Annotated in this window: 22 protein-coding genes, 1 tRNA gene and 1 pseudogene; 9 read left to right on the top strand and 15 right to left on the bottom strand. The window is 56.6% G+C overall.

Features of this window, described 5'->3' with window-relative positions; translation table 11 throughout:
- Positions 1-9: 9 nt before the first annotated feature.
- The gene (locus V6944_RS21810) at positions 10-858 is read right to left on the bottom strand and encodes an AraC family transcriptional regulator (protein WP_220439661.1); all 849 of its coding nucleotides are present in this window, start codon (positions 856-858) and stop codon (positions 10-12) included.
- Between the two features lie 169 nt (positions 859-1027).
- Between V6944_RS21810 and V6944_RS21805 the strand changes: the two genes are divergently transcribed.
- Positions 1028-1103 (top strand) — tRNA-Phe (locus V6944_RS21805).
- Positions 1104-1151: 48 nt separating this feature from the next.
- On the opposite strand, the gene V6944_RS21800 is transcribed toward V6944_RS21805, so the two are convergent.
- Both V6944_RS21800 and V6944_RS21795 read right to left on the bottom strand, forming a co-directional pair.
- Positions 1152-1451: a SymE family type I addiction module toxin gene (locus tag V6944_RS21800; protein WP_333500503.1), complete on the bottom strand. Its 300-nt coding sequence runs from the start codon at positions 1449-1451 to the stop codon at positions 1152-1154.
- A 51-nt stretch (positions 1452-1502) separates the two neighbouring features.
- Positions 1503-1637, bottom strand: a complete 135-nt coding sequence (locus tag V6944_RS21795) for an ash family protein (RefSeq protein WP_223883257.1) — start codon at positions 1635-1637, stop codon at positions 1503-1505.
- A 350-nt stretch (positions 1638-1987) separates the two neighbouring features.
- Here V6944_RS21795 and V6944_RS21790 point away from each other — a divergent pair, with 350 nt between their 5' ends.
- Complete coding sequence (locus V6944_RS21790; RefSeq protein WP_333500502.1) at positions 1988-2491, top strand: DUF523 domain-containing protein; 504 nt, start codon at positions 1988-1990, stop codon at positions 2489-2491.
- A gap of 78 nt (positions 2492-2569) precedes the next feature.
- On the opposite strand, the gene V6944_RS21785 is transcribed toward V6944_RS21790, so the two are convergent.
- The 10 genes from V6944_RS21785 to V6944_RS21740 all read right to left on the bottom strand — a co-directional run bounded on the left by V6944_RS21785 (position 2570) and on the right by V6944_RS21740 (position 12637).
- Positions 2570-3199: a DUF1109 domain-containing protein gene (locus V6944_RS21785; RefSeq protein WP_333500501.1), complete on the bottom strand. Its 630-nt coding sequence runs from the start codon at positions 3197-3199 to the stop codon at positions 2570-2572.
- On the bottom strand, positions 3186-3743 hold the full coding sequence (locus V6944_RS21780; RefSeq protein ID WP_333500500.1) for a sigma-70 family RNA polymerase sigma factor: 558 nt from the start codon (positions 3741-3743) through the stop codon (positions 3186-3188). The genes V6944_RS21785 and V6944_RS21780 overlap by 14 nt, the downstream gene beginning before the upstream one ends.
- A 20-nt stretch (positions 3744-3763) precedes the next feature.
- Entirely contained in the window at positions 3764-4996 is a 1233-nt protein-coding gene (locus V6944_RS21775; RefSeq protein WP_333500499.1) for a protein-disulfide reductase DsbD family protein, read from the bottom strand.
- 20 nt (positions 4997-5016) lie between these two features.
- Positions 5017-5568 carry a peroxiredoxin gene (locus tag V6944_RS21770; RefSeq protein ID WP_223883256.1) on the bottom strand — a complete coding sequence of 184 codons (552 nt, stop codon included), beginning with the start codon at positions 5566-5568 and terminating at the stop codon, positions 5017-5019.
- A gap of 140 nt (positions 5569-5708) precedes the next feature.
- A complete protein-coding gene (locus tag V6944_RS21765; protein ID WP_333500498.1) occupies positions 5709-7088 on the bottom strand; it encodes an amidohydrolase family protein in 1380 nt (459 codons plus the stop codon).
- Between the two features lie 12 nt (positions 7089-7100).
- Positions 7101-8048 (bottom strand): carbamate kinase family protein, encoded by a 948-nt coding sequence (locus tag V6944_RS21760; protein ID WP_333500497.1) that lies wholly within the window; start codon positions 8046-8048, stop codon positions 7101-7103.
- Between the two features lie 125 nt (positions 8049-8173).
- Positions 8174-9592 carry a DUF1116 domain-containing protein gene (locus V6944_RS21755; protein ID WP_333500496.1) on the bottom strand — a complete coding sequence of 473 codons (1419 nt, stop codon included), beginning with the start codon at positions 9590-9592 and terminating at the stop codon, positions 8174-8176.
- On the bottom strand, positions 9592-11139 hold the full coding sequence (gene fdrA, locus V6944_RS21750; RefSeq protein WP_333500495.1) for an acyl-CoA synthetase FdrA: 1548 nt from the start codon (positions 11137-11139) through the stop codon (positions 9592-9594). The genes V6944_RS21755 and fdrA overlap by 1 nt, the downstream gene beginning before the upstream one ends.
- Positions 11117-11992 carry a DUF2877 domain-containing protein gene (locus V6944_RS21745; protein WP_333500494.1) on the bottom strand — a complete coding sequence of 292 codons (876 nt, stop codon included), beginning with the start codon at positions 11990-11992 and terminating at the stop codon, positions 11117-11119. Before V6944_RS21745 ends, fdrA begins: the two co-directional genes overlap by 23 nt.
- A 39-nt stretch (positions 11993-12031) precedes the next feature.
- Positions 12032-12637, bottom strand: coding sequence for an ankyrin repeat domain-containing protein (locus V6944_RS21740; RefSeq protein ID WP_333500493.1), 606 nt, complete (start codon positions 12635-12637; stop codon positions 12032-12034).
- Between the two features lie 243 nt (positions 12638-12880).
- Between V6944_RS21740 and V6944_RS21735 the strand changes: the two genes are divergently transcribed.
- Both V6944_RS21735 and V6944_RS21730 read left to right on the top strand, forming a co-directional pair.
- Positions 12881-13375, top strand: coding sequence for a DUF1097 domain-containing protein (locus tag V6944_RS21735; RefSeq protein WP_185669271.1), 495 nt, complete (start codon positions 12881-12883; stop codon positions 13373-13375).
- 106 nt (positions 13376-13481) lie between these two features.
- Entirely contained in the window at positions 13482-14411 is a 930-nt protein-coding gene (locus V6944_RS21730; protein ID WP_333500492.1) for a LysR substrate-binding domain-containing protein, read from the top strand.
- A 29-nt stretch (positions 14412-14440) separates the two neighbouring features.
- Here V6944_RS21730 and V6944_RS21725 read toward each other — a convergent pair whose 3' ends face one another.
- Positions 14441-17746 (bottom strand): CapA family protein, encoded by a 3306-nt coding sequence (locus V6944_RS21725; protein ID WP_333500491.1) that lies wholly within the window; start codon positions 17744-17746, stop codon positions 14441-14443.
- Positions 17747-17790: 44 nt separating this feature from the next.
- The gene (locus tag V6944_RS21720) at positions 17791-18582 is read right to left on the bottom strand and encodes an alpha/beta hydrolase family protein (protein ID WP_333500490.1); all 792 of its coding nucleotides are present in this window, start codon (positions 18580-18582) and stop codon (positions 17791-17793) included.
- Positions 18583-18789: 207 nt separating this feature from the next.
- On the opposite strand from V6944_RS21720, the pseudogene V6944_RS21715 reads away from it, so the two are divergent.
- From V6944_RS21715 to V6944_RS21695, 5 genes and pseudogenes are all read left to right on the top strand, one after another.
- A pseudogene (locus tag V6944_RS21715) lies at positions 18790-20421 on the top strand (Mur ligase); the annotation flags it as partial.
- Between the two features lie 58 nt (positions 20422-20479).
- Complete coding sequence (gene lapG / locus V6944_RS21710) at positions 20480-21166, top strand: cysteine protease LapG (RefSeq protein WP_333500488.1); 687 nt, start codon at positions 20480-20482, stop codon at positions 21164-21166.
- A gap of 9 nt (positions 21167-21175) precedes the next feature.
- Positions 21176-23116 carry a cyclic di-GMP receptor LapD gene (gene lapD, locus V6944_RS21705; RefSeq protein WP_333500487.1) on the top strand — a complete coding sequence of 647 codons (1941 nt, stop codon included), beginning with the start codon at positions 21176-21178 and terminating at the stop codon, positions 23114-23116.
- Between the two features lie 17 nt (positions 23117-23133).
- A complete protein-coding gene (locus tag V6944_RS21700) occupies positions 23134-23475 on the top strand; it encodes a tryptophan synthase subunit beta (RefSeq protein ID WP_333500486.1) in 342 nt (113 codons plus the stop codon).
- Between the two features lie 329 nt (positions 23476-23804).
- Positions 23805-24468: retention module-containing protein (locus tag V6944_RS21695; RefSeq protein WP_333500485.1), on the top strand; the 664-nt coding region annotated here is incomplete at its 3' end.

Raw genomic sequence — 24468 nt, 5'->3', positions numbered from 1 at the left:
ACTGTGCCGTTATTTATTGGAAACGTCTGGAAGGTTTGTGCACAACCGACGGTAGTGGGCTGGCGAGATACGGTACGCCCGCTGGAACCAGCGTCCGAGGTGGCTCTGGTCTGCAAAGCCGAGCGTCGCCGCCACGTCCACCGGCTGCTCGCCCAGCGACAGCAGCTGACGCGCTTTCGCCAGCCGCAGCTGAATCAGCCACGCGTGTGGGGCCAGGTTGAACTCGCGTTTAAAGCTGCGCGTCAGGGTAAAACGGTCGGTGCCCGTCTCCCGCGCTAAATCAGACAACCCAATATTATCGCCCATATGCGCATGCAGATAGTCCCGCGCCCGATGGGCAATTGCCGAACTTTGAATGGCCGACGGCAGCCGCTTGCGCCACTGGCAGTGCGCGGTCAGCTGCGCCAGCAGGCCGTCCATGCTGCTCTGCTGCACAATGCGCATCTCATCGGTATGCAGCGTACTGAACGTCTCGCCAATCGCCCGCACCAGCTGCGGTTCGCGGGTGAGCGTTTGGTTAAAGTGCAGCGAGTAGCTGTCCGGTGTGGCGTCATACAGCCCGCGCAGGGTGTTGGTCAGCCAGCGTTCATCGAGGTAAAAGGTGAGATAGGTAAAACCACCGGCCACCGGCGCTTCACCGTCGTGAATCTCCCCCGGCTCCAGCAGAAAGGCATCGCCCGGCACGCTATGGTGACGCTCGCGACGGCAGTGAAACTGCTGGGTGCCAGACAGCGTGATCCCCACCAGATAGCTATCATGCCAGTGCGGGTCAAACGCATACCCTTCAAAGTGCGCTTTGATTGTCTCAATGCCCGTATCGGCATGCTGTCGCAGCTCTAGCCAGTCTTTCGTTGCCATACCGCCCCCCTCTCACCGCCAGCATTGCCCGATTGCCGCGCCGATGTCTGGAAGATTTGTGCAATCACCCGGCGCAAACGCGTAGATTGCCGCAATAGTAAGCAGTTGAACAGCTTTTCGGTGAATTTGGTTGACGTGAGGGAGCGACTACGGTTTAATGCGCCCCGTTGCCCGGATAGCTCAGTCGGTAGAGCAGGGGATTGAAAATCCCCGTGTCCTTGGTTCGATTCCGAGTCCGGGCACCACTATTTAAAGAACCCAGCCTATGGCTGGGTTTTTGCTTTTCAGACATATCAAAACGCGCTCAATACCCCTTCCTTCACCGCTTTTACCGTTTTCTTCATCTGTTTAATCTCTTCACGCAGCGCTTTCATTTCGTCGTTATCCGGAATCAATACAATGCAGCCTCCGGCAATCTTCACCGTGACGCCTGTTCCCGTGTCGAAACCGACCTCTTTTAGCCATTTTCCACTGAGATTCAGAGAGGGCGTGCTGGTATTGCCTTGCTGAGGAACGTAGCTGACGGTATAGCGGCGCTCGGTTTTGGCCGGTTTTTCGGATGATGGGTGAGTCTGGGTAGGGATCGTTGCCATGTGGGCATCCTCCTGTAACGGGTTAAACGTCCGCCGCAGGAGAGGTCAATCTCACGGGTGGCGGAACCAGACGGGGTTGACCTTACCGGCGTTACAGGGAACCGGCGCGTCTTGCGACGCCCCCGCCTGGCCCACCATTGAGGTGTAGCCGTGCGTACGACATATTTTACGACGTTGGCACGTCATATGTCGCCCGTAACATTTTATCAGAGAGGTCAATCCCGACACCTGATTTTGCAGGTGCGTGTAGAAAATACCGCTATCATTAACGCGCCGCAATCCGCTCCCGGACTTCCTGAAAACACGATGGTTATTCTGGAATCCGCCTCGCAAAACCACACGGATGATTGTTCGGTTAACATTATTTACGCACCTTAAAACAGGCAAAATATAGTTAACGTCTGTTTTAAGGTGCGTAAATCCTTGTACTTATCTAGTCCCCCCGAAGGTCTGACCGCCCCCGCGACTGATTATCTGTTACCCTATAACCGCAGGCATCGCGACAACCGCCTTGCCACGCATCCTCAAGGTTCCCCATGACCACCAAACACAAAATCCTCCTCAGCGCCTGCCTCGCCGGGCATCCAGTGCGCTACAACGGCACCGATAAATCCTTTACCGCAAATCTGCTGCAACAGTGGCGCGATGAAGGTCGTCTGGTCACCCACTGCCCGGAGCTGGCGGCGGGGCTTGAGACGCCGCGATTGTCGGCGGAGATGGTTAACGGTCAGGGTATCGAAGTGTTGAGCGGGCGCGCGCAGGTAGTCGAAAGCGATGGGCGAGATGTGACGCAGCCGTACGTGCTGGCGGCGTGGCTGGCGTTAAAAACCGCGCAGAGCCACGGCTGTCGGTTTGCGATTTTGACCGACGGTAGCCCAACCTGCGGCAGCCAGAACGTGTATGACGGAACGTTTAGCGGAGTGAAGGTGCCGGGCGAAGGGGTCGCGGCGGCGTTGTTGCGCCAGCATGGGGTTGAGGTGTTTAGCGAGTTTCAGTTGGCGGCGTTGAAGCGGCGGTTGGATGAGGTTGAAGGGTTTTAGAAAGAGCCGCCCCGGCGTCGGCGCGTTGCGCCTCGGCCGGGCTACGAGTCAGATAAACGCATCGATACATGGCGCTTATCACCCAATCCTCACCCACCGCCACCCGGCCGCCATCATCACCAGTACAATCGTCACCCCCGCCGCCATATGCAGCAGGAAATCCAGCGGATGCACCTCCACCGGGTGGCAAAACGACAGCATCGTCAGCGCCATACAGGCGATGCCCACTCCTGACGTTGCCAGCGTGCGCAGCGGGTACAGCGCCCGTGTGCGGCGCAGGTAGCCGATCATAATGACCATCATCGGCGTACTCACCGCCATCATAAACGCGTAGCAGTTGACTTCGTCGGGATGACTTTCCGGCGCGTGTACCGTGCCGAGGCTAAAGATAACGCCGCTCAGCCAGAGCGCAATCAGCGGTGCAAACCAGCGCCAGCCCAGCGGTTTACGTCCGGCGATGCTCAGCAGGAAGGCGTTGCGTATCGCCAGTATGCCCATCACAAAAGCCACGGTCAGCTGTAGCACCGCCAGCAGCGCGCCGGACTGCGTCCAGTCGGTTGCCACTCGGTGAAACACCAGGCTGCTGAGCCAGCCGCACGGCAGCGCCATCAGTAGCCACGCGGCGACCCGGCGGTTGCTAGCCCAGGGGCGGCGTATCGGCCCGGCGTCGCGGCTTAGCTTCGCAATAAAAAGATCATGATCGGTCATGGTTCGCTCCCATCCGGCGAAGGTTGGTTAGTGCTCTGTGTAATAGCGATTTCACCGCCGAAACGCTTAAATTATGGCGGGCAGCGGCCTCGGCGAGGCTCATCTCCTGCAGGTGGATATGCTCCACAATTTGCCGTTGGCGCGAGGGAAGCTGGTCGAGGATCAGCGCCAGCGTTTCTTCTCGTTCATCCTCTTCCGGGATGTGTTCAGCAGCAGGCTCAATGGCCTCTTCCTCCTCGGCTTCACGAAGCCAGTGGCGACCACGTTTGCGCAGCGCATCAACGGTGCGGGCCTGGGTGATGGCCATCAGCCAGGGTAAAAACGGACAGGCGGGATCGTAGGTGTGGCGCACCCGATGGACAGCCAGCAGAACGTCCTGGATAACGTCGTCAACCAGCACGCTGTCGGCAATCTGCTTGCGGACCATCGCCCGAATCACCGGCACAATGGCCCGCAGCAGTTGGGTATAGGCATCGCGATCCCCCGCCTGCGCACTTGACATCAGCGCAGGCCATGCTTCACGCGGTGCTAAACCGTTATCCATATTCCGCCATGCCCGTTACCTCATGCTTTTTTACCGGATGCCTGATTCAGGGCGTCGACCACAATCGTCGGGGTCAGCACCTGCGGCAGCACTTTCGGCGCGCTGCCGTCCGCCGGGTAGACCACGTAGAGCGGCAAACCACCCTGCCCGAACGCGGTCATCGCGTCATCAATATCGGCGTTAAATTTGGTGGAGTCCGCCACCATGTAGATGGTATTCGTGCTCGCCAGCGCCTGCTTCACCGCCACTGTTGAGAGCGACGTGCGCTCGTTCACCTGGCAGGTAATGCACCAGGAGGCAGTGAAATCAACAAAGATGGCTTTGCCATGCCCGCGCATTTCCGCCACCGTCTGCGGCGACCACTTCACGTGGGTGATGTTTTCCACACGCGCGAGTTCCGGCTGCGACGGCTGGACGTGCATCACGCCGGGCAGCGGGCTGACCGCAGCGATAAACAGCACCACAGTCACCGCCAGCAGCGCTTTATAGGATTGCCCGATATAGCGTCGGCGCTGGGCCATACCGTACAGCCACGCGGCAAAGCTCACCACCACCGCGCAAATCAGCATCGCTAACAGCGCGGTGGTCCCCGCCTGCTGCGTCAGCACCCACACCAGCCAGGCAAACGCCCCGAGCATCGGGAACGCCAGGCCGCGCTTAAGGATATCCATCCATGCGCCCGGTCGAGGTAGACGTTTGGCGATAGCCGGGAATAACGAGACCAGCGTAAACGGCGCAGCAAAGCCTATTGCCAGCGACAGGAAAATCGCCAGCGAGGCCACCGGCGGCTGCACTAGCGCGTAGCCTACCGCGCCCGCCATAAAGGGTGCCGAGCAGGGTGTCGCCACCACAATCGCCAGTGCGCCGGTTAGCGCCGAGCGTACAAAGGCCCCGCTGCCTACCGAAATTTCCCCGGCTCTCTGCAACGACAAGCCCACTTCAAACACGCCAAGCAGGTTCAGCGCCGCGCCCAGAATAATCAGCGCCAGTATGGCAATCACCATCGGCGACTGAAGCTGGAAGCCCCAGCCGACGGCGGTGCCGCCGGCGCGCAGTGCCAGCAGAATGCCCGCCAGCACCAGCATGGTAAAAATCACGCCGAGCAAAAAGCCCAACCCTTCGGTGCGCGCACTTTTGGCATCGCCCTCATGGCGCAGAATACCCAGCGCCTTCAGTGAAATGACCGGGAACACGCAGGGCATTAGGTTGAGGATAATGCCGCCGACAAAGGCGGCCAGAATGGCAGTTAACATAGCGTACCCCGGCGGCTAAATTACGAGTGCGATTGCGCGTACTGCTTCACGGCATCCATCGCTTTCTGGATGTGCTCATCAGGGTTACGGTCGGTGTAGCTCATCAGGATTTTGCCGTCCGGGGCGATCACAAACGAGGTACGGTCGGACAGCGTTTTGCCGTTCATCTGCATCAGCGTCTGGTACTGCGCCGCCACTTTCGCGCCCGGGTCTGCCGCCACGGCAAATTTATCCCGGCACTCCAGCTTCGAGAACTCATCCACCTGGTCAACGTTCCCGGCGGTCACGCCCACCACGGTCGCACCCAGCTTTTTGAAATCATCGGTGGCTTCAGCAAAGGCGTGCGCCTCGAGGGTACAGCCTTTGGTGAACGCGGCCGGGAAGAAATAGAGCACCACCGGCCCTTTCTGCAATGCCTGTTGCAGGGAGAAGGTCAGCGGCTTACCGCCGAGCGCGCCTTGCAGGCTGAAGTCCGGGGCTTTTGCACCTGGTTCAAGGGCGGCGTTCGCATTCACGGCGAAGAGAGAGAGGCTGAGTACGGCGGCGGCTGATAAGGCTTTCAAACGATTCATGGTCGACTCCATCAGGGGGATAAAGGTGCTCTGTACATAATAGTTCGCACGCTAAGGCCTGAAGGTTTCGGTCGGGGTAAAAAAATTTTGGTTCGAGCGGCCCCGGAGTCGGCGCGATGCGCCTCGTCCGGGCTACGGGGTTATGCCACGCTGCCCCATACCAGCCGTCCTTTATGGAACGTTGCGGCACGCGGAGAGATCCGCGCCACGGCTTCCGCCGAGCACGAGGCGTCCACCAGCACAAAGCTGGCGTCATCCTGCGCCTTCGGCCACACGCGCTCGCCTTTGTCGTTCAGCGGCAGCACGTCGCCGGTAGCGAGGAACAGCGAGCGGGAGAGGTTCTGCTCGTTCGGGCGGATATAGAGCTGGGCGTAGAGGTTGGCTTTTTCGAACATATCGCCAAGGCCGTACGGCGACCAGTGGTCAATCACGCTGTCGGTGCCGGTCATCAGCGTCACGCCTTTATCGCGCAGCTGTTTCAGCGGCATATGCAGCGTGCCAATAGGTACCGTTGAAGCGATGGAGATCTGCTGCGCGGCCATGCGGGTGGCAATCTCATCCACCTGCCCTTCGTTCATGGTCGCCAGCGCGAAGGCGTGGCTGATGGTCAGCTTGCCCTTCAGCTCCGGCGTGTTCTCCACGGTTTCCACCATATATTTCACCGCCGCCACGCCCGCCGGGCTGGTTTCGTGCAGGTGAATATCCACCCCTTTGTGGTAGTCGATGGCAATCTGGAACATGGTGTCGAGAGACTTCTCCATCGCACCGTCGACGTTGGTCGGATCCAGCCCGCCGACGTAGTGCGCCCCGGCCTGCATCGCTTCGCGCATCAGCGGTTCAGATTTCGATAACAGCAGACCGTGCTGCGGGAAGGCGACGATTTCGCAGTCAAAACCGGCTTTGCGCCGTGCCAGCACCGCCTGTAAATTTTCGAGGTTTTTCAGCCCGGAAACCGGCTCGATGTTGCAGTGGCTGCGGGCGATGGTGGTGCCTTTTGATTGCAGCAGGTCAATCAGCTTTTCCGCGCGCTCCTGGGTGTAGGGCTGGAGTTCAGGCAGCAGCTTTTGCTCCAGCTTGATCATATCCTGAATCGTGGTGCCCGCCGGGCGGTTGAGCGAGCGCCACGGGCCACCGTAGAAGGTTTTATCAAGGTGGATATGCATATCACGGGTGGTCGGCAACATCAGCATGCCGCCCGCGTCGTAGTGCGGCAACGTGGCGTCCGGGTGGCTTTTGTTGTCGCGCAGGGCCACGATTTTGCCGTCCTGAATTTCCACGGTCTGCAGTGCGGTACGGGTATGCACGGCGACCGCGCCCTCGTACTCAAAGCCCGTTTCAAGCAGCACGTTATCCAGATAGTAATGGCGGTCGGTAATGTTCATGGTTCCCTTCGTCTCGCAGACGGCAGCGCCGGAAGTAGCGGCATAGGCCATCGGCGCGGTTGCGCCAAACAGCGCGGCGGCGGTGACCATTTTGCCGCTGTTGCTTAAAAACGCACGGCGACTGTTATTCTCTTTCATCGTCGTTCCTTATCAATGGACGATATGGGTGCCCGTTTCGCCGCGCAGGGCGGCAGGCAGACATTCCGGCGTGGTGATAATCACCCGTTTACCGCCGTGTTGTAAAAATTGCAGGCTGGCGACAATCTTCGGCAGCATACTGCCCGCCGGGAAGTGGCCTTCGTGCAGGTAGCGGGTCATGGTGGCGATATCCACCTGCCCCAGCGCCTGCTGCTCCGGTTTACCGAAGTGAATGCAGACCTTCTCAACGCCGGTGGTGATCACCAGAATATCGGCGGCGATCTCGCGCGCCAGCAAGGCGGTGGAGAGATCTTTGTCGATCACCGCGTCGACGCTGTGATAATCGCCCTCTTCCCCCAGCACCACCGGAATGCCGCCGCCGCCCGCGCCAATCACCAGGAAACCTTTTTGCGCCAGCGCCTGAATGGCTTCAGACTCAACGATGCGTTTCGGCTCCGGCGAGGCGACCACGCGACGATAGCCGCGGCCGGAATCTTCGATGAAGCGCCAGGTTGGATTGGCTTTTAACAGTTCGTCACGCTGTTCGGCGCTGAAGAACGCGCCAATGGGTTTGGTCGGGTTGGCGAAGCCGGGATCGTTTTTGTCGACTTCCACCTGGGTTACCACCGTCACCGCTTTTTGCTCACCGCGTTTCGCCAGCCGGTTATTCAGCGCCTGTTGAATAAGGTAGCCGATACCGCCCTGGGTGTCGGCAACGCAGTTGGCGAGCGGGGTCAGCGGCAGCCCTTCGCGCTCATGGGCAATCTCCGCACGACGCAGATCCAGCCCCACCTGCGGGCCGTTGCCGTGGGTCAGTACGATGTTGTAATCCGATGCCAGCATCTCCAGCACCGTGTCCGCGACCGCTTTCACCGCCTCTGCCTGATGTTCAATCGACTGGCTGGCGTTGTCTTTGATTATGCTGTTGCCGCCAATGGCAACGACCACAAGTTCTTTCATCGTGTAGGTTCCAGTGCAGAAGGTGATGTGATTATTGTTGTTGGGGTGGCCGTTGTAGCCCGCCAAGCGAAGCGCCGCCGGGAGAAACCCGGGGTCGGCGTAAACGCCTCGCCCGGGCTACAACGTCAGGCGCAGTAACGTTCGCACCAGCTCAGAATCGCTTTTTCGAAGCAGGCGAACGGCGGGTGAACGATCCCGGCGCCAATCATGCCGATGCCCGCATCTTTATGGGCAATGGCGGTGTTGATCACCGGCAGAATGCCGCTACTGCCAACGCGGGTAATGTCGATAGCCGTTGGCACGCCCATAAAGCCGAGCAGCGGAATGGTGACGTTCGGGTTCTCGCCGAGGGTGATTTCGCGCATCTGGCGGGAGAAGTCGATAGCCTCTTCCACCGTGCCGCCCACCAGCGCCACAATCGCCGGGGCCGTTGCCATCGCAAAACCGCCGATGCCGTAGGTTTCGGTAATCGCGCTGTCGCCGATATCCAGACCTGAATCTTCCGGCTTGTAACCGGCGAACATCGGGCCGATAACCTGCTGCGCCGGGCCGGTGAACCACTGCCCCGGCAGGCCGCTGACCCGCAGGCCGAACTCAACGCCGTTACGCGCCATGGTGGTGACCACGGTGCTGTATTCAATGCCGTGCGCCGCGTCCATCGCCGCTTTACACATCGCCATCCACGTCGGGCCGGAGAAGTAGTCACTGCTGGCGACAAACTCAAACACTTCGCGCTGCTGCTCAACGGAGTAACCCGCCTGAATAATCCCCGGCGTCAGCGCCTGAATCAGCAGCGTGGTGCCCGCGTTGTTGCGGTTGTGGCACTCGTCGCCCATGTGCAGCGCCTGAGCCAGCATTAAGCGAAGGTCGATTTCGCCGATTACCTTCATTGCATCACGCAGCATCGGGCCTTGCACGTCGCGCATCCAGTTCAGACGGTCGATCACGCTCTGGTCGTTGGCCCCCATGCGCAGGATCTTCGCCATCTGCTCGCTCATGTTGGTATAAGCGATGTTGCCGTAGGTTTTGTTCTCAACGATATGCATAAACATCGAGGCTGAGGTGACGCCCGCCATCGAACCGACGCAGTCGTGCTCGTGGCACGGCGAGAAGGTGATTTCGCCGGAAGCCGCGAGCACCGCCGCTTCATCGATATCCTTCGCCAGCCCTTCAAACACCAGCGCCCCGGTGACCGCGCCTTTCATCGCACCACACATTTTCGCCCAGGTGACCGGCGGGCCCGCGTGGAGGATAGTTTTCGGCGTCATGCCCGGCACCACGTTGATGGCCTGGTCAAAGCCAATCAGCACCGGATGAGACTGAATAATGCGCTCCAGCGCCTGCTGGTTGGCGGCGGCGATTTTCTCCGCCAGCGGGGAATCGGCGATGCTGTCCAGCGCCTTCACCACCTGCATATTGCCCTGCCCCGGCGGCGTCCAGTCGAGTTGGGTGACGGCGACGTGCTGCTTTTTCAGGTCATCGCTGAACATGGCGATACCGACGTTAATGACGTTCAGCGGTTGGGTAAACAGTGACTGGCTCATCAGGCTTCCTCCCCTTTGCAGATAAATTCACGCGCCAGCAAGCCGGTATTGGTGCTGCTGCTGGCGAGGACCACGCCCGCGTCGGTCAGCATCTGGCGCTGTTTTTCCAGCGACGGCGTGTCGAGATCGGTCCCCAGCACGTAGGCGAGGATCACCAGTTCACGGCCATCGGCGGCGGCGATCGCTTTCGCCTCGTTGATCGCCTCGATCGTTGAACCTACCGGATCTTCATGCGACCCAAAGCCCAGCACGAAATCCATCACGATCACACCCACCTCTGGATCGCGCGCTTCCTGAATCAGGCGGCTGATGCGGTTGGTCGGGTCGATCATCGGGTGCGGCTTGCCGTTGGTGAAGTCGTCATCGCCGAAGTCGAGGAAGGTGTGCTTCACGCTGCGGTTGATGTCCGCCAGGCGGAAGGCCGGGTCAGGCTGAATGTTGCTGTAGACGTCGCCGTGTTTTTCCATCACTGCGAACATGGTTTCATCGCACAGCGTGCCGCCGCAGAACAGGCCGCGAATGTACTTCTGCTGCGAGGTCAGGCGTGAACGCACATCAGCAATCAGCGCGTCGTTCAGCGGATGCAGGTCTAACGACTCTTGCTTTACGCCGCTTAGCAGCACCGCTTTCAGCGCCGCCTCTTTGGTGCCGCGAGCGAACTGTAAGCCCTGCTCGTCAGCCGGTGACTCAGCGCGGCCGAGGAAGCAGACCACCACCGGTTTACGGCAGGCGCGAGCACGTTCCAGCACTTTGCGCGCCACGGCCGGCGCCGGTGGCTTAGAGACCAGCGCGATGATTTCGGTTTCCGGGTCGTTTTCCAGCATGCCGATGGCATCAAGCATCATCAGCCCGCCAATCTTCTCGCTGAGGTCGCGCCCGCCGGTACCGATCAGCTGCGAAATACCGCCGCCAAAGTCATGAATACGCACGCTCAACTCCTGGCTGCCGGTACCGGATGCACCAACAATACCGATGTTGCCGCGGCGTACTGCGTTGCCAAAGCACAGCGCCGCGCCGTTGATAATCGCGGTGCCGCAGTCCGGCCCCATCATCAGCAGCCCTTTTTCGTGCGCCAGCTGTTTCAGCGCCAGTTCGTCTTCAATGGTGACGTTGTCGGAGAACAGCATCACGTTGAGGTCGTTTTGCAGCGCCTGACGCGCTTCGCGGGCGGCAAACAGACCGTTGACCGAAATCACCGCCAGGTTGCTGTCCGCCACGTGCTTTTTGGCGCTGGCAAGCGTGGCGTAGTGCGCTTCGTGCGAGCCGCTTTCCGCTTTTTTAGTGAACAACTCTTCAATGGCCGCCAGCGTCTGCTCGTTGTCCGCGCCGTCTTTGCCGTTGATGACGATCATCAGGTCGCCGTTTTTTGCTTCATCCAGCTCGGCGGTTAACAGTCCGAGGTTTTTCAGCACGCCTTTGTTCATCTCGGTGGCCATGGCCACGAACGCCTGCTCAACGCCGTCGATCTTATTGGCGCGCGTGGAAATCGACATCAGTGAGACCGAATCAAAATACGTATTCTTCTTAATCACTATTTTGACTGACATAACTCCCTCCATAGGCTTGGCTCAGCGCGCAGGCATCCGCCATGCCATAAAGCATGTCGCAGCCGGAACTGGAGCCAATATTTTTAATACTGGCGATAGTCTGGGTAGAAATATGTTGCGGTTCATTAACCATGCCGTTAATAAACCCGAAAATCGTTTCGCGATAGCGCTGGGAAAAAGCCGCTTCCAGCGTAATGGCGCTTAATAAAGTGGTATTGTCACGCGCCACCGCGAGTGCAGAATAAAATGCATCACGATATTTATTTGCCGGGTGGCCGTCGATAAATAAAACGGTGCTTAACCCCACTAAATAATCGTCCGCTGACGGCGTCAGGCCAATACCTAAACCCACCATATTGGCGACTGCCGACGTTATTTCCCGGCCCTGTAATAACGCATTAAATAATGTCTGTCGTCGCTGCTGTAATGCCTCGGAGATAGCCTGATAAAACGGGTTATCGCCGCGCCAGAGAAACAGCGTCTGGTTATCCTGTAATTGTTGATGAATCTCGTCGTGCCACCGCAGCCAGGGAATCTGGCGGAATTGTTCGGCGTTAAGCTGCGGTATCGTTGGCTGCCAGCGCTGGCAAGAGGCGGTCTCCAGCCATTTATCCTCGCCAACCGTTATCCCTGTTGGGTGAAACTGAACCGTCTCACCGGGCCGGAACAGGCCATCAAAGTGAGCAAGTGCTAACCTACAACTGTTCGGGGCGTTGTCGTACGCGTCGCACAACAGCGTCAGCAGCCGCTGCTGCGCCGGGAGATAAAGGTTTACCGCCCGGGAAAAGACCTGTTCGACCCGACCAGAGCCACGCTCCGAGAGAAAGTGTTCATCCGCAGTTAGCGCTTGCACACACCGCCGTATTGGGGTGTCGATAGCGCGTCTCCTCTGTTACGCGCCGGCGGCTATCAGCAGCTGGGCAATTTCTTCGTAACCCTTCTCCCGCGCCAGTTCCAGCGGGGTTTTGCCGTATTTGTCGGTCATGTGCGGGCTAGCGCCGTGTTCCAGCAGCAGGCCGACAATCGTCTGCTGAGTTTCACCGCCGTCGTTGAGCACGATGGCCTCCAGCAGTGGCGTCCAGCCAACAAAGTTGGTGTGGTTGACGTTGATGTGGGTGCGATGCAATAGCTCTTTGACGATTTCAAGGTGCCCTTTTTCGCAGGCGGGCGTCAGCCCCACACCGCCAAAACGGGTTAAGCGATTTAAATCCGGGCGGGCCGGTAACAGTAAACGCAGCAGCGTTAAATCATTATTCAGACAGCTAATTAAAAAAGGGTTTAAGCAGGTCTGGTCCTGTTTATTAATATCTGCACTGGCATCCAGCAAAGCCACCACGCAATCATATTTTTTATTCAGGCTCGCCAGCGTAATGGCGGTTTGCCCCTGACGATTACAGGCATTAATATCGACGCCCTGATGCAGGCAGGATTTTAATTTCGTTAGTTCGCCTTGTTGCGCAGCCAATAGATAGTCAGCAATCAGATTGTTGTTGGTCATGTCAAATCCCCTGATTTTTTGTGGCTGTTTTCGATGAAATGAGAATAGCAACGAAATAACCGGAAAAGAACCCGCTTAAATTTTATTCGCCATAACCTGCTTGATTAGTGAATTTAATTTAATAATCGATACAGACTGTGCGGTAGTGCACCGTTTATTTGTTTGTCGCTATGCCCCTTAACTCAATCGGGTTTTCTTTCTATATAGTTTCAGTGCGTAACCACTAGATGAGAGGAAACAACGATGAACGGACTCACCGCTACGGGCATTACCGTTGGAGTGTGTGCAGGTCTCTGGCAGATGGTGTCCTCGCAGGTTGGGCTGGCCCCGGGCTGGGAATTATTAGGTACGATTGGCTTTGTGGCGTTCTGCAGTTTTTATGCGGCGGGCGGCGGCAAGGCAGGTTTTGTGAAGAGCCTTTTTGTCAATTACTCCGGCGCCGTTTGGGCGTTTCTCGCGGCGGCGGCCTCCGGCTGGCTAGCGTCGGTGAGCGGCCTGTCGCCCTTCTGGGCGGGTGTGGTCATGACGGTGCCGTTTTCTGCCGTGGTGGTCTGGCAGGGGCGATTCTGGCTCACCTCGTTTATCCCCGGCGGCTTTCTCGGCATGACGCTGTTTTTCGCCACCGGGATGAACTGGTGGGTCACCTTGCTGGGCTTTCTGGCGGGAAATTGCGTCGGGATTATCTCCGAATATACCGGACGCAAGCTGAGCGAGGCCACCTCGAAAGAGGCCGCGTAGGCGGGTTTTAAAAGTTATTCAAAAATAGTTGCCCAACAATCACTTCAACCAATACATTCAATTCATTAAAGAGGTCCGATAAATAGCTGAACCGAGGAGCAGGTGAATGAACTCAATTTTTACGGAAGAGAATCTGCTGGCATTCACCACCGCCGCGCGGTTTGGCAGCTTCAGCAAGGCGGCGGAGGAGCTGGGCCTCACCACCTCCGCTATCAGCTATACCATCAAACGTATGGAGACGGGCCTCGACGTGGTGCTGTTTACCCGCAGCACCCGCAGCATTGAGCTGACCGAGTCCGGGCGCTACTTCTTTCGCAAAGCCAGCGACTTACTCAATGACTTTCACGCCATCAAGCGCAGCATCGACACCATTTCCCAGGGCATTGAAGCGCGGGTGCGTATCTGTATCAATCAGCTACTCTACACGCCAAAGCACACCGCCCGCCTGCTGCAGGTACTGAAAAAGCAGTTCCCCACCTGCCAGATAACCGTCACCACCGAGGTCTACAACGGCGTCTGGGATTCGATTATCAATAATCAGGCCAGCATCGCCATAGGCGCGCCGGATACCCTGCTCGACGGCGGCGGTATTGATTACACCGAAATTGGCGCGATCCGCTGGGCCTTTGCCATCGCCCCGTCCCACCCGCTGGCGTTTATGCCGGAGCCCATTGCCGAAAGCCAGCTGCGCCTCTACCCCAACATCATGGTGGAGGACACCGCGCACACTATTAATAAAAAGGTTGGCTGGCTGCTGCACGGGCAGGAGTCGATTCTGGTGCCGGACTTCAACACCAAGTGCGAGTGCCAGATCCTCGGCGAAGGGATTGGTTTTCTGCCAGATTACATGGTGCGCGACGCGGAAGCCCAGTCGCTGCTGGTCACCCGGAAAATCAACAACCCGCGCCAGGACTCCCGCATGCTGCTGGCGACCCAGCACTCAGCCAACGGCCAGGTCACGCAGTGGATCAAACGGGAGTTTGGCCCTCATGGGGTGTTAACCGGGATTTATCAGGATCTGCTGCATCGGGATTAAGCGCCGCACCTTCCCTCGCACGATCCTGGCTAAGCCGCCGCAAAATTCCCGCCCAGCGGCAAAATAATCGCCTGACGTCCTTCGGCGAGCATTTCAACCCGCGCGCCATCCTCACTAAACGCTACGCCCTGCGCTTTCAGCACCGTAATCACCTGTTCAAACTCATCATCCGTTACGGGTCGAGGCTGCCAGAAGGTTTCCGGGTTATTGGTGAAGATAGGATGCAGCTGCAGCTGCGGCTGCGGCCCGCCAATGCATAAACGGGTGATAAAGCCAAACGCTGGAACGCCACGCTGCCGGTATTCGCCGTTGCTGTTAAATACACCGTTGCCGATGCTATAAGCCACCCAGCAGTTTTCAAGTCGCTCAAATTCACCCAGCATATGCGGACCGCTACCGATAATCAGATCCGCCCCAGCCTGCACCAGCCGTTTCGCCAGCTGTTTTTGCAGCGGCAGCGTCCAGCGATAATCCTGTCCCCAGTGGGCCATTACGACCGTCGTGACCGGTTCATCACCAGATTTATCCTGACGCAGTTGCTCCAGCAGACCGCCACTCAGGCAAGCGGCTCCCGCACGACGCGGCAGTGCATAGAACGCACAGTCCTGCTCCATATAGCGGCGATACCAATAGGCGCTGTAAAATTTAAACGTCCGCCCCCCAACCTTTAAGGTCAACGGTGCTTCCGCCTGCTGCGCATTCATACCGGCGCCAAAGCTGACGATACCGCCTTCATGCAGTGCATTCAGCGTACTTTTCACCCCCGCCACGCCAGCATCCATGACGTGATTATTGCCTAATGCCACCGCATCAATGCCCGCCTTTTTAAGTGCCGCAACCGTACGTAGTGGATCGCCCAGCAGGCAGAAGGGTTTACGCCCCTGCAGACCATCGTCGCTTTCATAAGCCAGTGCAGCTTCAAAGTTCGCAATGGTGTAGTCGCTGCCTTGCAGCAGAGGCGCAATCCCCTGAAACGAATAGTCGTAACCATAGTGCTGTAGCGCATCATCCACTCCGCGTTTCGCGCGCTGAGCGCTGTACCACTCGCCAAAATAGGTATCGCCTACCAAGGTAATCGTCGCCGGCGACGCTATAGGCGGTAGCGTAACCTCCGCCGGTGTTGGTTTTTCTGCATCGCCCGCCAGTAGGCCATCCAACAGATAATCCAGATGGAAGGCATCTTTCGCCCCAGCAGCGCAAGCGAGCCAGAGGTCGTTATCGCGACGCCGAATAGCAAAACCCCAGCACGGTGAACCGCCTGAGGCAAAACTGTAGCTCGCGCGGCCTTCGGCCTGGATATTATTATTCTTCTTGTAGAGAGAACCGCCGATATCGGCCTCAACGTCCGAGAACCAGTGCATAAAATGCGGAAAGGTACGATAAAAATAACTCACCAACGAGACGAGATCGTCCAGCGTCGTCCGCTGCCCCTGGCTGGTTCGGCCTGCAACGTTATTGAGCGTACTTTTCTGCATTCCCGCCCGTGCCATTAAGGCAGGAAGCGTCGCCAGAGAGTCGGCGGCGCTGCCTGCCAGATGTTCAGCAAGGTTGACTGCAGCATCGCGCGCATTAGCAATCAGCATCCCCTGCAGCAGCGACTTCACGCTCATTTGCTGACCCTCTTTTACGCCCAGCGCAGGCCCCTGCTGAAGAACAGTATCTGCAATGGCCTTCGTCTGCACCGCATCGCCCAGCCGATACCTTTTTGCCACCACGCCCTCGGCGAGCGCCGTGGTCAGTAGCAAATGGCTTAAATGGCGAGGGTTGAACGTTTTATAGTTATTCTGAGCACACCGAGCGGTACCGTCGCTCAGATTCACCAACAACGTTGCGGTGTCGTTGCCCAATGGCACAACAGATGCCTGCAGGCGGGCTTTCATTTTGCCGATGATCAAATGGAAGTCAGAATCGCTGACGCTTCCTTTCACCAACACCACGTCGCCATCACGTAATTCAGCAAGTACTTTATCAGCCATGCTGTCGACATCGGTGAAGTAGCCGCCAATCATCTGCGTTGGCAATTTCTCTTTCAGCGCCAGCATCTCTTCGCCGTGCATATAAACTTTATCAAATCCAGATTCGAGAAGCGGTGCTGCCAGCGCCTCATGGCTCACCTTTGCAAGTTCACCTAACGTCGCCAGGCGACCAAGCACCGCAATGCGTCGCTGGTTTTCACCGCGCGGATAGAGTGCCGCCACCTCAAGGCCATTCTTCATTGAGATCAGCGCCGCATTGTAGTTATCGTCAATCAACGTCACCATGCCGCCTTTGGGCAGACGGAGGGATTCGGCCTGAAGCTTCTTAGCGACATTGCGGAACCAGGAAACTCTTTTGGCCGCAGCGTGCACATCTACGCCCAGCAGAGATACCGCAGCTAAAACAGCCGCTGAATTGCCAGCCATACCGCGCCCTGGCACGTTCAAGCGGTAAGATATGGGCTGATTATTGATGAGGATCGTGATATCCGAACCTAACGTATCTGGCTGATAACTGACAATCGGAATATCTGCCTGCGGGAGAAAACCATAAGTCACTACCCGAGCACCGTATTCCATCACCGTCTGGCGAACATAATCAAAGTCATCCATATCCCGGTTCAGAACCGCATAGCCGCCAGCCTTCATGCCCTGACACAAGCGGGCCTTGTGGCGGGCGGTATCTCGAACCCCTTTTACATAGTGGCTCACCTGCGTTAAGCCAATTTCTGTAATGATCGCCACATCGGCCTTAATCCGCGCGCCGATCCCAAGCGACTCAATCCACAGCGCAGAAATAGCCACCTCTAACGCCACATAATCCGGGTCGGTAATGCAGCGAGCCAGACTCACCGCAGTCCCGGTACGCGTATTATGGTTACCGCGCGTGGAGATGGTATTTCCCTCTTCGCTGAGCAACATATTCAGTAAATCTTTGGTCGATGATTTCCCTACAGTGCCGGTCACCGCCACCACTTTTCCGTGCATTCGGCGGCGAGCTTCATCAGCCAGCACGTTCAGCACGTTATAGGAGTTATCGACGACCAGTTGGGGAAATTCAGGAGGCAGTTCGGGGACAAATCGCTGCACAATAGCGCCACAGAACTTTTCATGGTGGTGCTGTAAAATCTCGTGGGTATCTTTCCAGCCAGCGTAAATCCCCATATTGCCCGAACCTTTATGCCAGGTGTCGGAGTCGATCGCCACCAACAAATAGCGGTGGCCCGGCTGCTTAAGATCAAAGGTTCTGAGCGCGATATCATCAGCAAACCAATCGTCAGATGGCATGACTGTCCAGCGTCCATTTAACAGCTGGGCTAATTCCTCTGCTTGCCATCCCTGTACTTTATTATGTTGCATTTTAGCTCCCTTATAATCGCAAGGCTCATCCATTTATCGCGGTATCATAACGTGCATTGCTGTAAATTATGCAGCAACATATTTGATTTAAGGTTATGAAATTGGGGGGCGATAGCAGGCCATTCTATTAAGGACACCCAATGACCTTGGGTACGTAAAGCAGCAGCAAATTTAACCTGTAAATCAAATGGTGTAACGTGATCCTGCAAATTACCTATCACTAATATATGACGCTTAGCGTCTTTGGTGATATTCATAATATAATCGAGAGGGTCATATGGATTTGCGAACCCGGTAAGATCTTTATTCGGCTGACCAGGTTCACCACGCAATGCACGTAAACGTGCCGCTCGTTCCAATAACCCATAAGCCCCGGAGCTAAGAATTGCACAGCTGATATCCTGGCGGCCCAACGTCATGACCGCGGCAGCAGCAGTCGCGCCGCCGCTATGACCTGACAAAATAAATTTTTGAATGCCATACTGTTCACGTAACCGCGTGAGCGCCGCATCAATTGCCAAAAATTCGGCGCGCTGGCGTCTCTGGGCATGATTACCGCTGGAACCATAGGTACCAGGCCGCGCCAGAATAATCACCGGCAGCCGGACTCTTTTCGACAGTTGCTGTGCTTTTTGGTTTTGCGCTTCTAACGTGTTATCAGCAATCGTGGCCGGGTCACGCCGCATAAGAGAGTCACGGTCGCCATAAAGCACCACCAGCACGTTGGCAGCCCCCTGCAGATCCCCTGCTGGAAAGTAGCGAATACAATCATGCCCACCATCGTAATTGACCCACACGGCTTGTTGATTCAGCGGACAATTACGCTCTACCGCCAATTGATTCCAGAAAAGTGGAGTCGATGCCCATATGGGTAAGGAGATACTGAGAAATAATACAAACCAGGCTCCCCATCTGCGCACTTTTATCCCCCCCTCAAGTAACAAATAAACATTTTTGTCAGAATACACAAATTGTCTAACATAATGTTATTCTGACGCCAAAGAATTATGTACAGGGACTGACGAGGGCAACAAGGAGAATAAATGTCACTCGGCTATTTACTTGCGCAAACCCGGCCTCTGGTCGACAAACTGGATATTGCCGTACAACCATCGCCATTCCCCGGCTACATCCTCTTTCTCAGCGCCAGCAATGGCGAGGAACGCGCCTACACTGCTTATGCCTGCGGTCATTCGCTGGAGGAAGCCTGGCTGCGCGCGGTAGACGATTTACAGCGTTGGGAGAGCGAACAGTCGCGGCCATTGATCTGGCTGCGTGCCGATCTGGTCAATAAAATTCAGACCCTGCGATGGGATGAACTGCAGGATAAACTCAGTAAGACCAAACGTAACTACTTCCGCTTTGGCCTGAGCTTCACACCTGATTTTACGCAGCCCATTCTTGAGCAAGAAATTAACGCCAACGCGCTGCTGTATCACGGTAGCGAAGGGGTGGCGACGCCTAATGCAGCCAATCTGGCGCACTACGCACGCTGGCGTTTCGGTCACGCGCTGCGCTGGCCGGATAAACCGGAACAGCTTATCTGGCGCTTCAACACCCGCAGCGTGTTCTGTGATGGCGAAAAGGTCTATCCCATCGAATCTAACGGCCGTAATTCCGGCTATCGCCAACTGCCGCACTGGCAGGAAGAGGCGCTGGAGCCGATGATTTTCTCCGCCACCGACTATCTGGCGCGCCAGGTAAAAAAATCGGGCCGCTACCATTACGGCTGGTTCCCGTGCTTCGACCGCGCGATCCCAACCTATAACGCCCTGCGCCATGCCAGCTCAACCTACGCGCTGCTCGAAGGCTGGGAAGTCACGCAGGATAAAACCCAGTTTGCGGCCATTGAACGCGCGCTGCATGATCTGTCGGCCGAGCTTATCGCCACCCGCACGCTCCCGGACGGCAGCGAGGCTGACTTCCTGATTGACACGGGCGGCGAGATTAAGCTGGGTGGTAATGCGGTCTGTATTCTGGCGATGGTCAAGTACACCGAGCTAACCGGCGATGAGCGTTACCTCCCGCAGATGCAGCGCCTGGCTAATGGTATCGGCTTTATGCAGAAGCCGGATACCGGTGGTTTTAACCACGTTTTGCACGCCGCCGACCTGTCGCTGAAGGCCGAGCACCGCATCATCTATTACGATGGCGAAGCCACTTTCGCATTAATGCGTCTGTATGGCCTGACAAAAGCCCCCCGCTGGCTGGCCATCGTTGAGCGCGCCATGGATCACTTTATCGAACAGAAACACTGGCAGGCCCACGACCACTGGCTAAGCTACTGTGTAAACGAACTCACACTGTACCGCCCGCTTGCGCGCTACTATCAGTTCGGTCTGGACAACGTTCGTGATTACCTGGATTTCGTGCTTCAGCGAGTCACCACCTACCCCACACTGCTGGAATTGATGATGGCGGCCTCGCGTATGCTGGCGCGCCTGGCCGAGTCAGAGCACCGCCAATTACTGGAGGGGTTCGATATGGAGAAATTTAATCTGGCGCTGGAGACGCGAGCGCGCTATCTCGCAAACGGCTTCTTCTGGCCCGAACTGGCGATGTTCTTCAAAAACCCATCCCGTATCGCGGGGAGCTTTTTTATTCGCCACCACAGCTTCCGGGTGCGTATCGATGACGTCGAGCATTACCTTTCCGGCTATGTTGCTTACCGCAAGCGCTGGCGTAGTCAGCACGGCATTAAGGCGTAACGTCGTGAAGCTGAGCATCCCTTAAATGAGGCTTCCTGGCGTATTCTGCTGGAAGCGATGGCTATCGTTATGCCTGACGCTGCTGTTGTTCGTTCCGCTGCAGCTCGGTGCGGGTTGGGACTTTAATACCATTAATTCCCGCACCCGGCAGCTTTACGGCCCGGCAACGCCCACCGCGCAGCGTAATATCGACGCCTGGGAAGTGTTATTAAAGCAACCGCCTTCCGGCGATATTCATGCAACACTGAACCGCGTAAACCAGTTTTTTAATTCGCGGATCCGCTTTGTTGATGATATGACGGTATGGGGCCAGGAAGATTATTGGGCAACGCCGGTAGAAGCCCTGCGTAAAGGCGCGGGAGATTGTGAAGACTACGCGCTGGCGAAATATTTCACCCTACGTGAATTAGGCGTTCCCGCCAGTCAATTAAGAATTACCTACGTTAAAGCATTACAATTAAATCAGGCACATATGGTCGTCACCTGGTATTCGACCCCGGATGCAATTCCGCTGGTTCTCGATAACCTCAAGCCCGCCATATTGCCCGCCTCCGCCCGTAGCGACCTGCTCCCCGTATATTCATTTAACGGTGAGGGTTTGTGGATCCCACAGGCAAGCGGCAGCAAGCGCGTCGGCGACAGTACAAAGCTCTCTCGTTGGCAGGATCTTCTCACCAGGATGCGTGCAGAAGGGTTTGTAATTAATGAATAGGAAGCGGTCATGTCCCTCTATAAACAGCTACTGATTGGCATCTGCTTGTTTACGTTGACGATCTTCTGCGGCAACTTTTTCGCCACACTGGAAAGCTCGCGCGAGCAATACCACAACCAGTTAAGCGCACATGCTCAGGATGCCGCCACGGCGCTGGGCCTCTCGTTGACCGCGCATATCGACGACCCAGTCATGACAGAACTGATGGTGAACTCGATTTTTGATAGCGGTTACTTCTACCGCATCCAGGTCGTGGATATCAAAACCGGCAAACCGATTATTGAACGCCAGAATATCCCACCCAGCGCCAATGTACCGGGCTGGTTTGTTCGTCTGGTGCACCTGAATCCAGGTCAGGGCGAAGCCGTGGTCATGCGCGGCTGGACGCAGGCCGCACGCGTTGAAGTCATCAGTCACCCCATGTTTGCCCTGGCACGCCTGTGGGGCACGCTGGTCGCGAGTTTCCTATGGCTGACGGGCTGTAGCGTGCTGTGCATTCTCGGCGCGATGTTCCTGCTACGTAACCGCCTGCGTCCACTGAACTACATCGTCGAACAGGCGATGGCCATCAGCCGTCGCGAATTCCTGAGCCTGCCTGCGCTGCCCAAAACGCCGGAGCTGCGCCGGGTGGTAGAAGCCACTAACATGATGGTCACCCAACTTAAAGCCCTGTTCAGCGAGCAGGCGCAACGCACGGAAGCCCTACGCCAGGAAGCCTACAACGACAGCCTGACCGGCCTGAACAACCGCCGGTCGTTTGATATTAAATTCCAGACGCGCCTGAGCGATGAAGAACGCGCCGACGGCAATCTGATTGTGCTGCGCGTTCAGGATCTAATGGGCTTGAACCAGCGCCTCGGCGGAGCCAATACCGATAAACTACTGCAGGCCGTCGCCGGGATCCTCGACACGCTTCAGCAGCGCTTTTTCCACAGCGAAGGCTTTGTCGCCCGCGTACGCGGCGGTGAATTCGCCCTTATCACCGCACCGGTTCTGCCCAAAGAGATGGATAGCTTCGCCAGCTCACTCAATACCCAGCTCAAAGCGCTGTATGACACCGGACTGAGCGACGTCAACCCGGTAGCCCACTTCGCTGCAGTGGCCTTCCACTACGGTGATTCCCCACAAACGCTGCTGCGCCAGGCCGATCAGATTCTGGTTGCGGCAGAAGCGGATATGCGCACGTTTGCCGACCCAGATCTCGCGGCACAACAAGAGCCGGATGAAAATCACCACGACTGGCACAAACGCCTGAGCGCTATTCTGGATAAAGAAGCTTTCGAACTTTATTCACAGCCGGTATATCAATGCAACAATCAACACATTGTTCTACATAGAAAAATACTTGCACGTATCAAAGATGAAGAAGGTGAGATTATCCCCGCGGGCCGCTTTATTCCCTGGGTTCGTCGCCTGGCCCTGGGCCGTCGAATGGACGTCGTGATGCTCAAACAGACCTTACGCGCGATGGAAAACAGCACCGATGCGTTTGCCCTCAGCATCAGCGGAGAGAGCGTGGCAGACGACGCCAGTCTGAACGCGCTACTCCAGCCGTTGAAAACCGCGCGTCACCTGGCACCACGGCTCACGCTGGAGCTGGATGAAAACGAACTGCCAGAGCCAGATCGCGTCAGCATTCTGGTGAAAAAATTGCAGGATCTCGGCTGCGGTCTGGGCATCCAGCACTTTGGCGGCCGCTTCCATCTGATTGGCAACCTGCCACAATGGGGGCTTGCCTGGATCAAGGTTGATGGTGGCTACATCCATCACATCAACGAAGAAGAAGATAAGAAACTGTTTATTGAGGCCATTTATTGGGCAACGCGGCAGATTAATCTGCCGCTCATCGCCGAGCGTGTCGAAACGGAAGGTGAGCTGGCGGTGCTGGAGAAAATCGGCCTCTACGGCGCAATGGGCCGCTACTTTAGCGATGCCAGCACATTACATTAACTCTCAGGAGAGAAGCCATGCACTTTATTGAACGTGATGGTGAAGGACGGATCGTTCGTGTTGAGACCGTTGCCTTCGCCGAAATGACCGAACAGAGCGAAGAGACCACCGCGGAAATCAGCGAATGGCGTAAAGTGGAAAGCATTCGAGCAGCAACAATACAGCAGTTGCAGCAGAGCGACCTCAACATGATCCGCGTGCTGGAAGACCTTATCGAAGTGCTGATGAGCAAGGGAATCATCAGCATTACCGACCTGCCGCCTGCCGCGCAGAGCAAACTGCTTAACCGTGCTCAGGCACGTCAAACGCTGAGCGGACTGGAAGGCCTCATCGGCGATGACGATGAAAGATTGATTTAACGCTCATTTATTCTCACTATTTCAGGCACATGATTTTGTGCCTGAAATATAATTAGCCTTCAAACCATCACAAACCTTGTCTACACCTACCAATTCTTTACAAGACATTTCCATTGAAACAACATTAAAATCAAAGAATATTCTTTCCGCCAACTTTATTCTCAAATAAGAATAACGCGAACTATCCGTAATGTTGTTATTACAACGATGAAAGATAAGCAATATTAATTATATAAGCCAAACGGCGTAGCGCGTAAAGGCGAGTTGTCCGTATTCAATCAATATTTGCGTGGTCAATGGATTACCCGTAGGAATGAAGGAGAGCGTGGATGAACGGTCTAGCCGGAACCATCAAAACAATCATTGGTCAGGTTTTCGCTATTTCGCCAGATGGCAGCAGACGACTGCTGACTGAAGGCGATCGAATCCTGGCTGGCGAGCAAATAGAAACTGGCGCAACCGGTGCCGTTACCATTGCTCTCCCAAATGGAAAAAACCTCGATCTCGGTCGCGATAGCCACTGGGACAGCACACAGAATAGTTTATCCCCGGAAGCGACCGATCAAACAGACATCGCCGCCATCCAGCAAGCCATTGCTGACGGCCAGGACCCCACGCAAATACTTGAAGCCACTGCTGCTGGCCCGCAATCCCCTTCCGGTAGCGGTGAACCCGGTGCCGGCGGCGCGCACACGCACGTCATTCTCGATCTGACTGGAGAAAGAATCGACCCCACTGCCGGATACCCCACCGAGGGTATCGACTTCCCCCATACGCCAATAGAAGAAGAACTCACGGTTCTTGATCGATCTGATGAGGTAGGTGGGGACACTGATTCTGATGCCGATGCTGATGCTGATGCTGATGCCGATGCAGATTCCGATGCGGACGCTGATGCCGATTCTGACGCCGATGCGGATGCAGATGCCGATGCAGACGCCGATGCTGATGCCGATGCTGATGCCGATGCAGATTCCGATGCGGACGCTGATG

Source organism: Kluyvera sp. CHPC 1.2972 (genome assembly GCF_036759925.1).
GTDB lineage: Bacteria > Pseudomonadota > Gammaproteobacteria > Enterobacterales > Enterobacteriaceae > Kluyvera.
The sequence above is the reverse complement of the archived record's forward strand: the minus strand, read 5'-3'. Positions and strand labels throughout refer to the sequence as shown.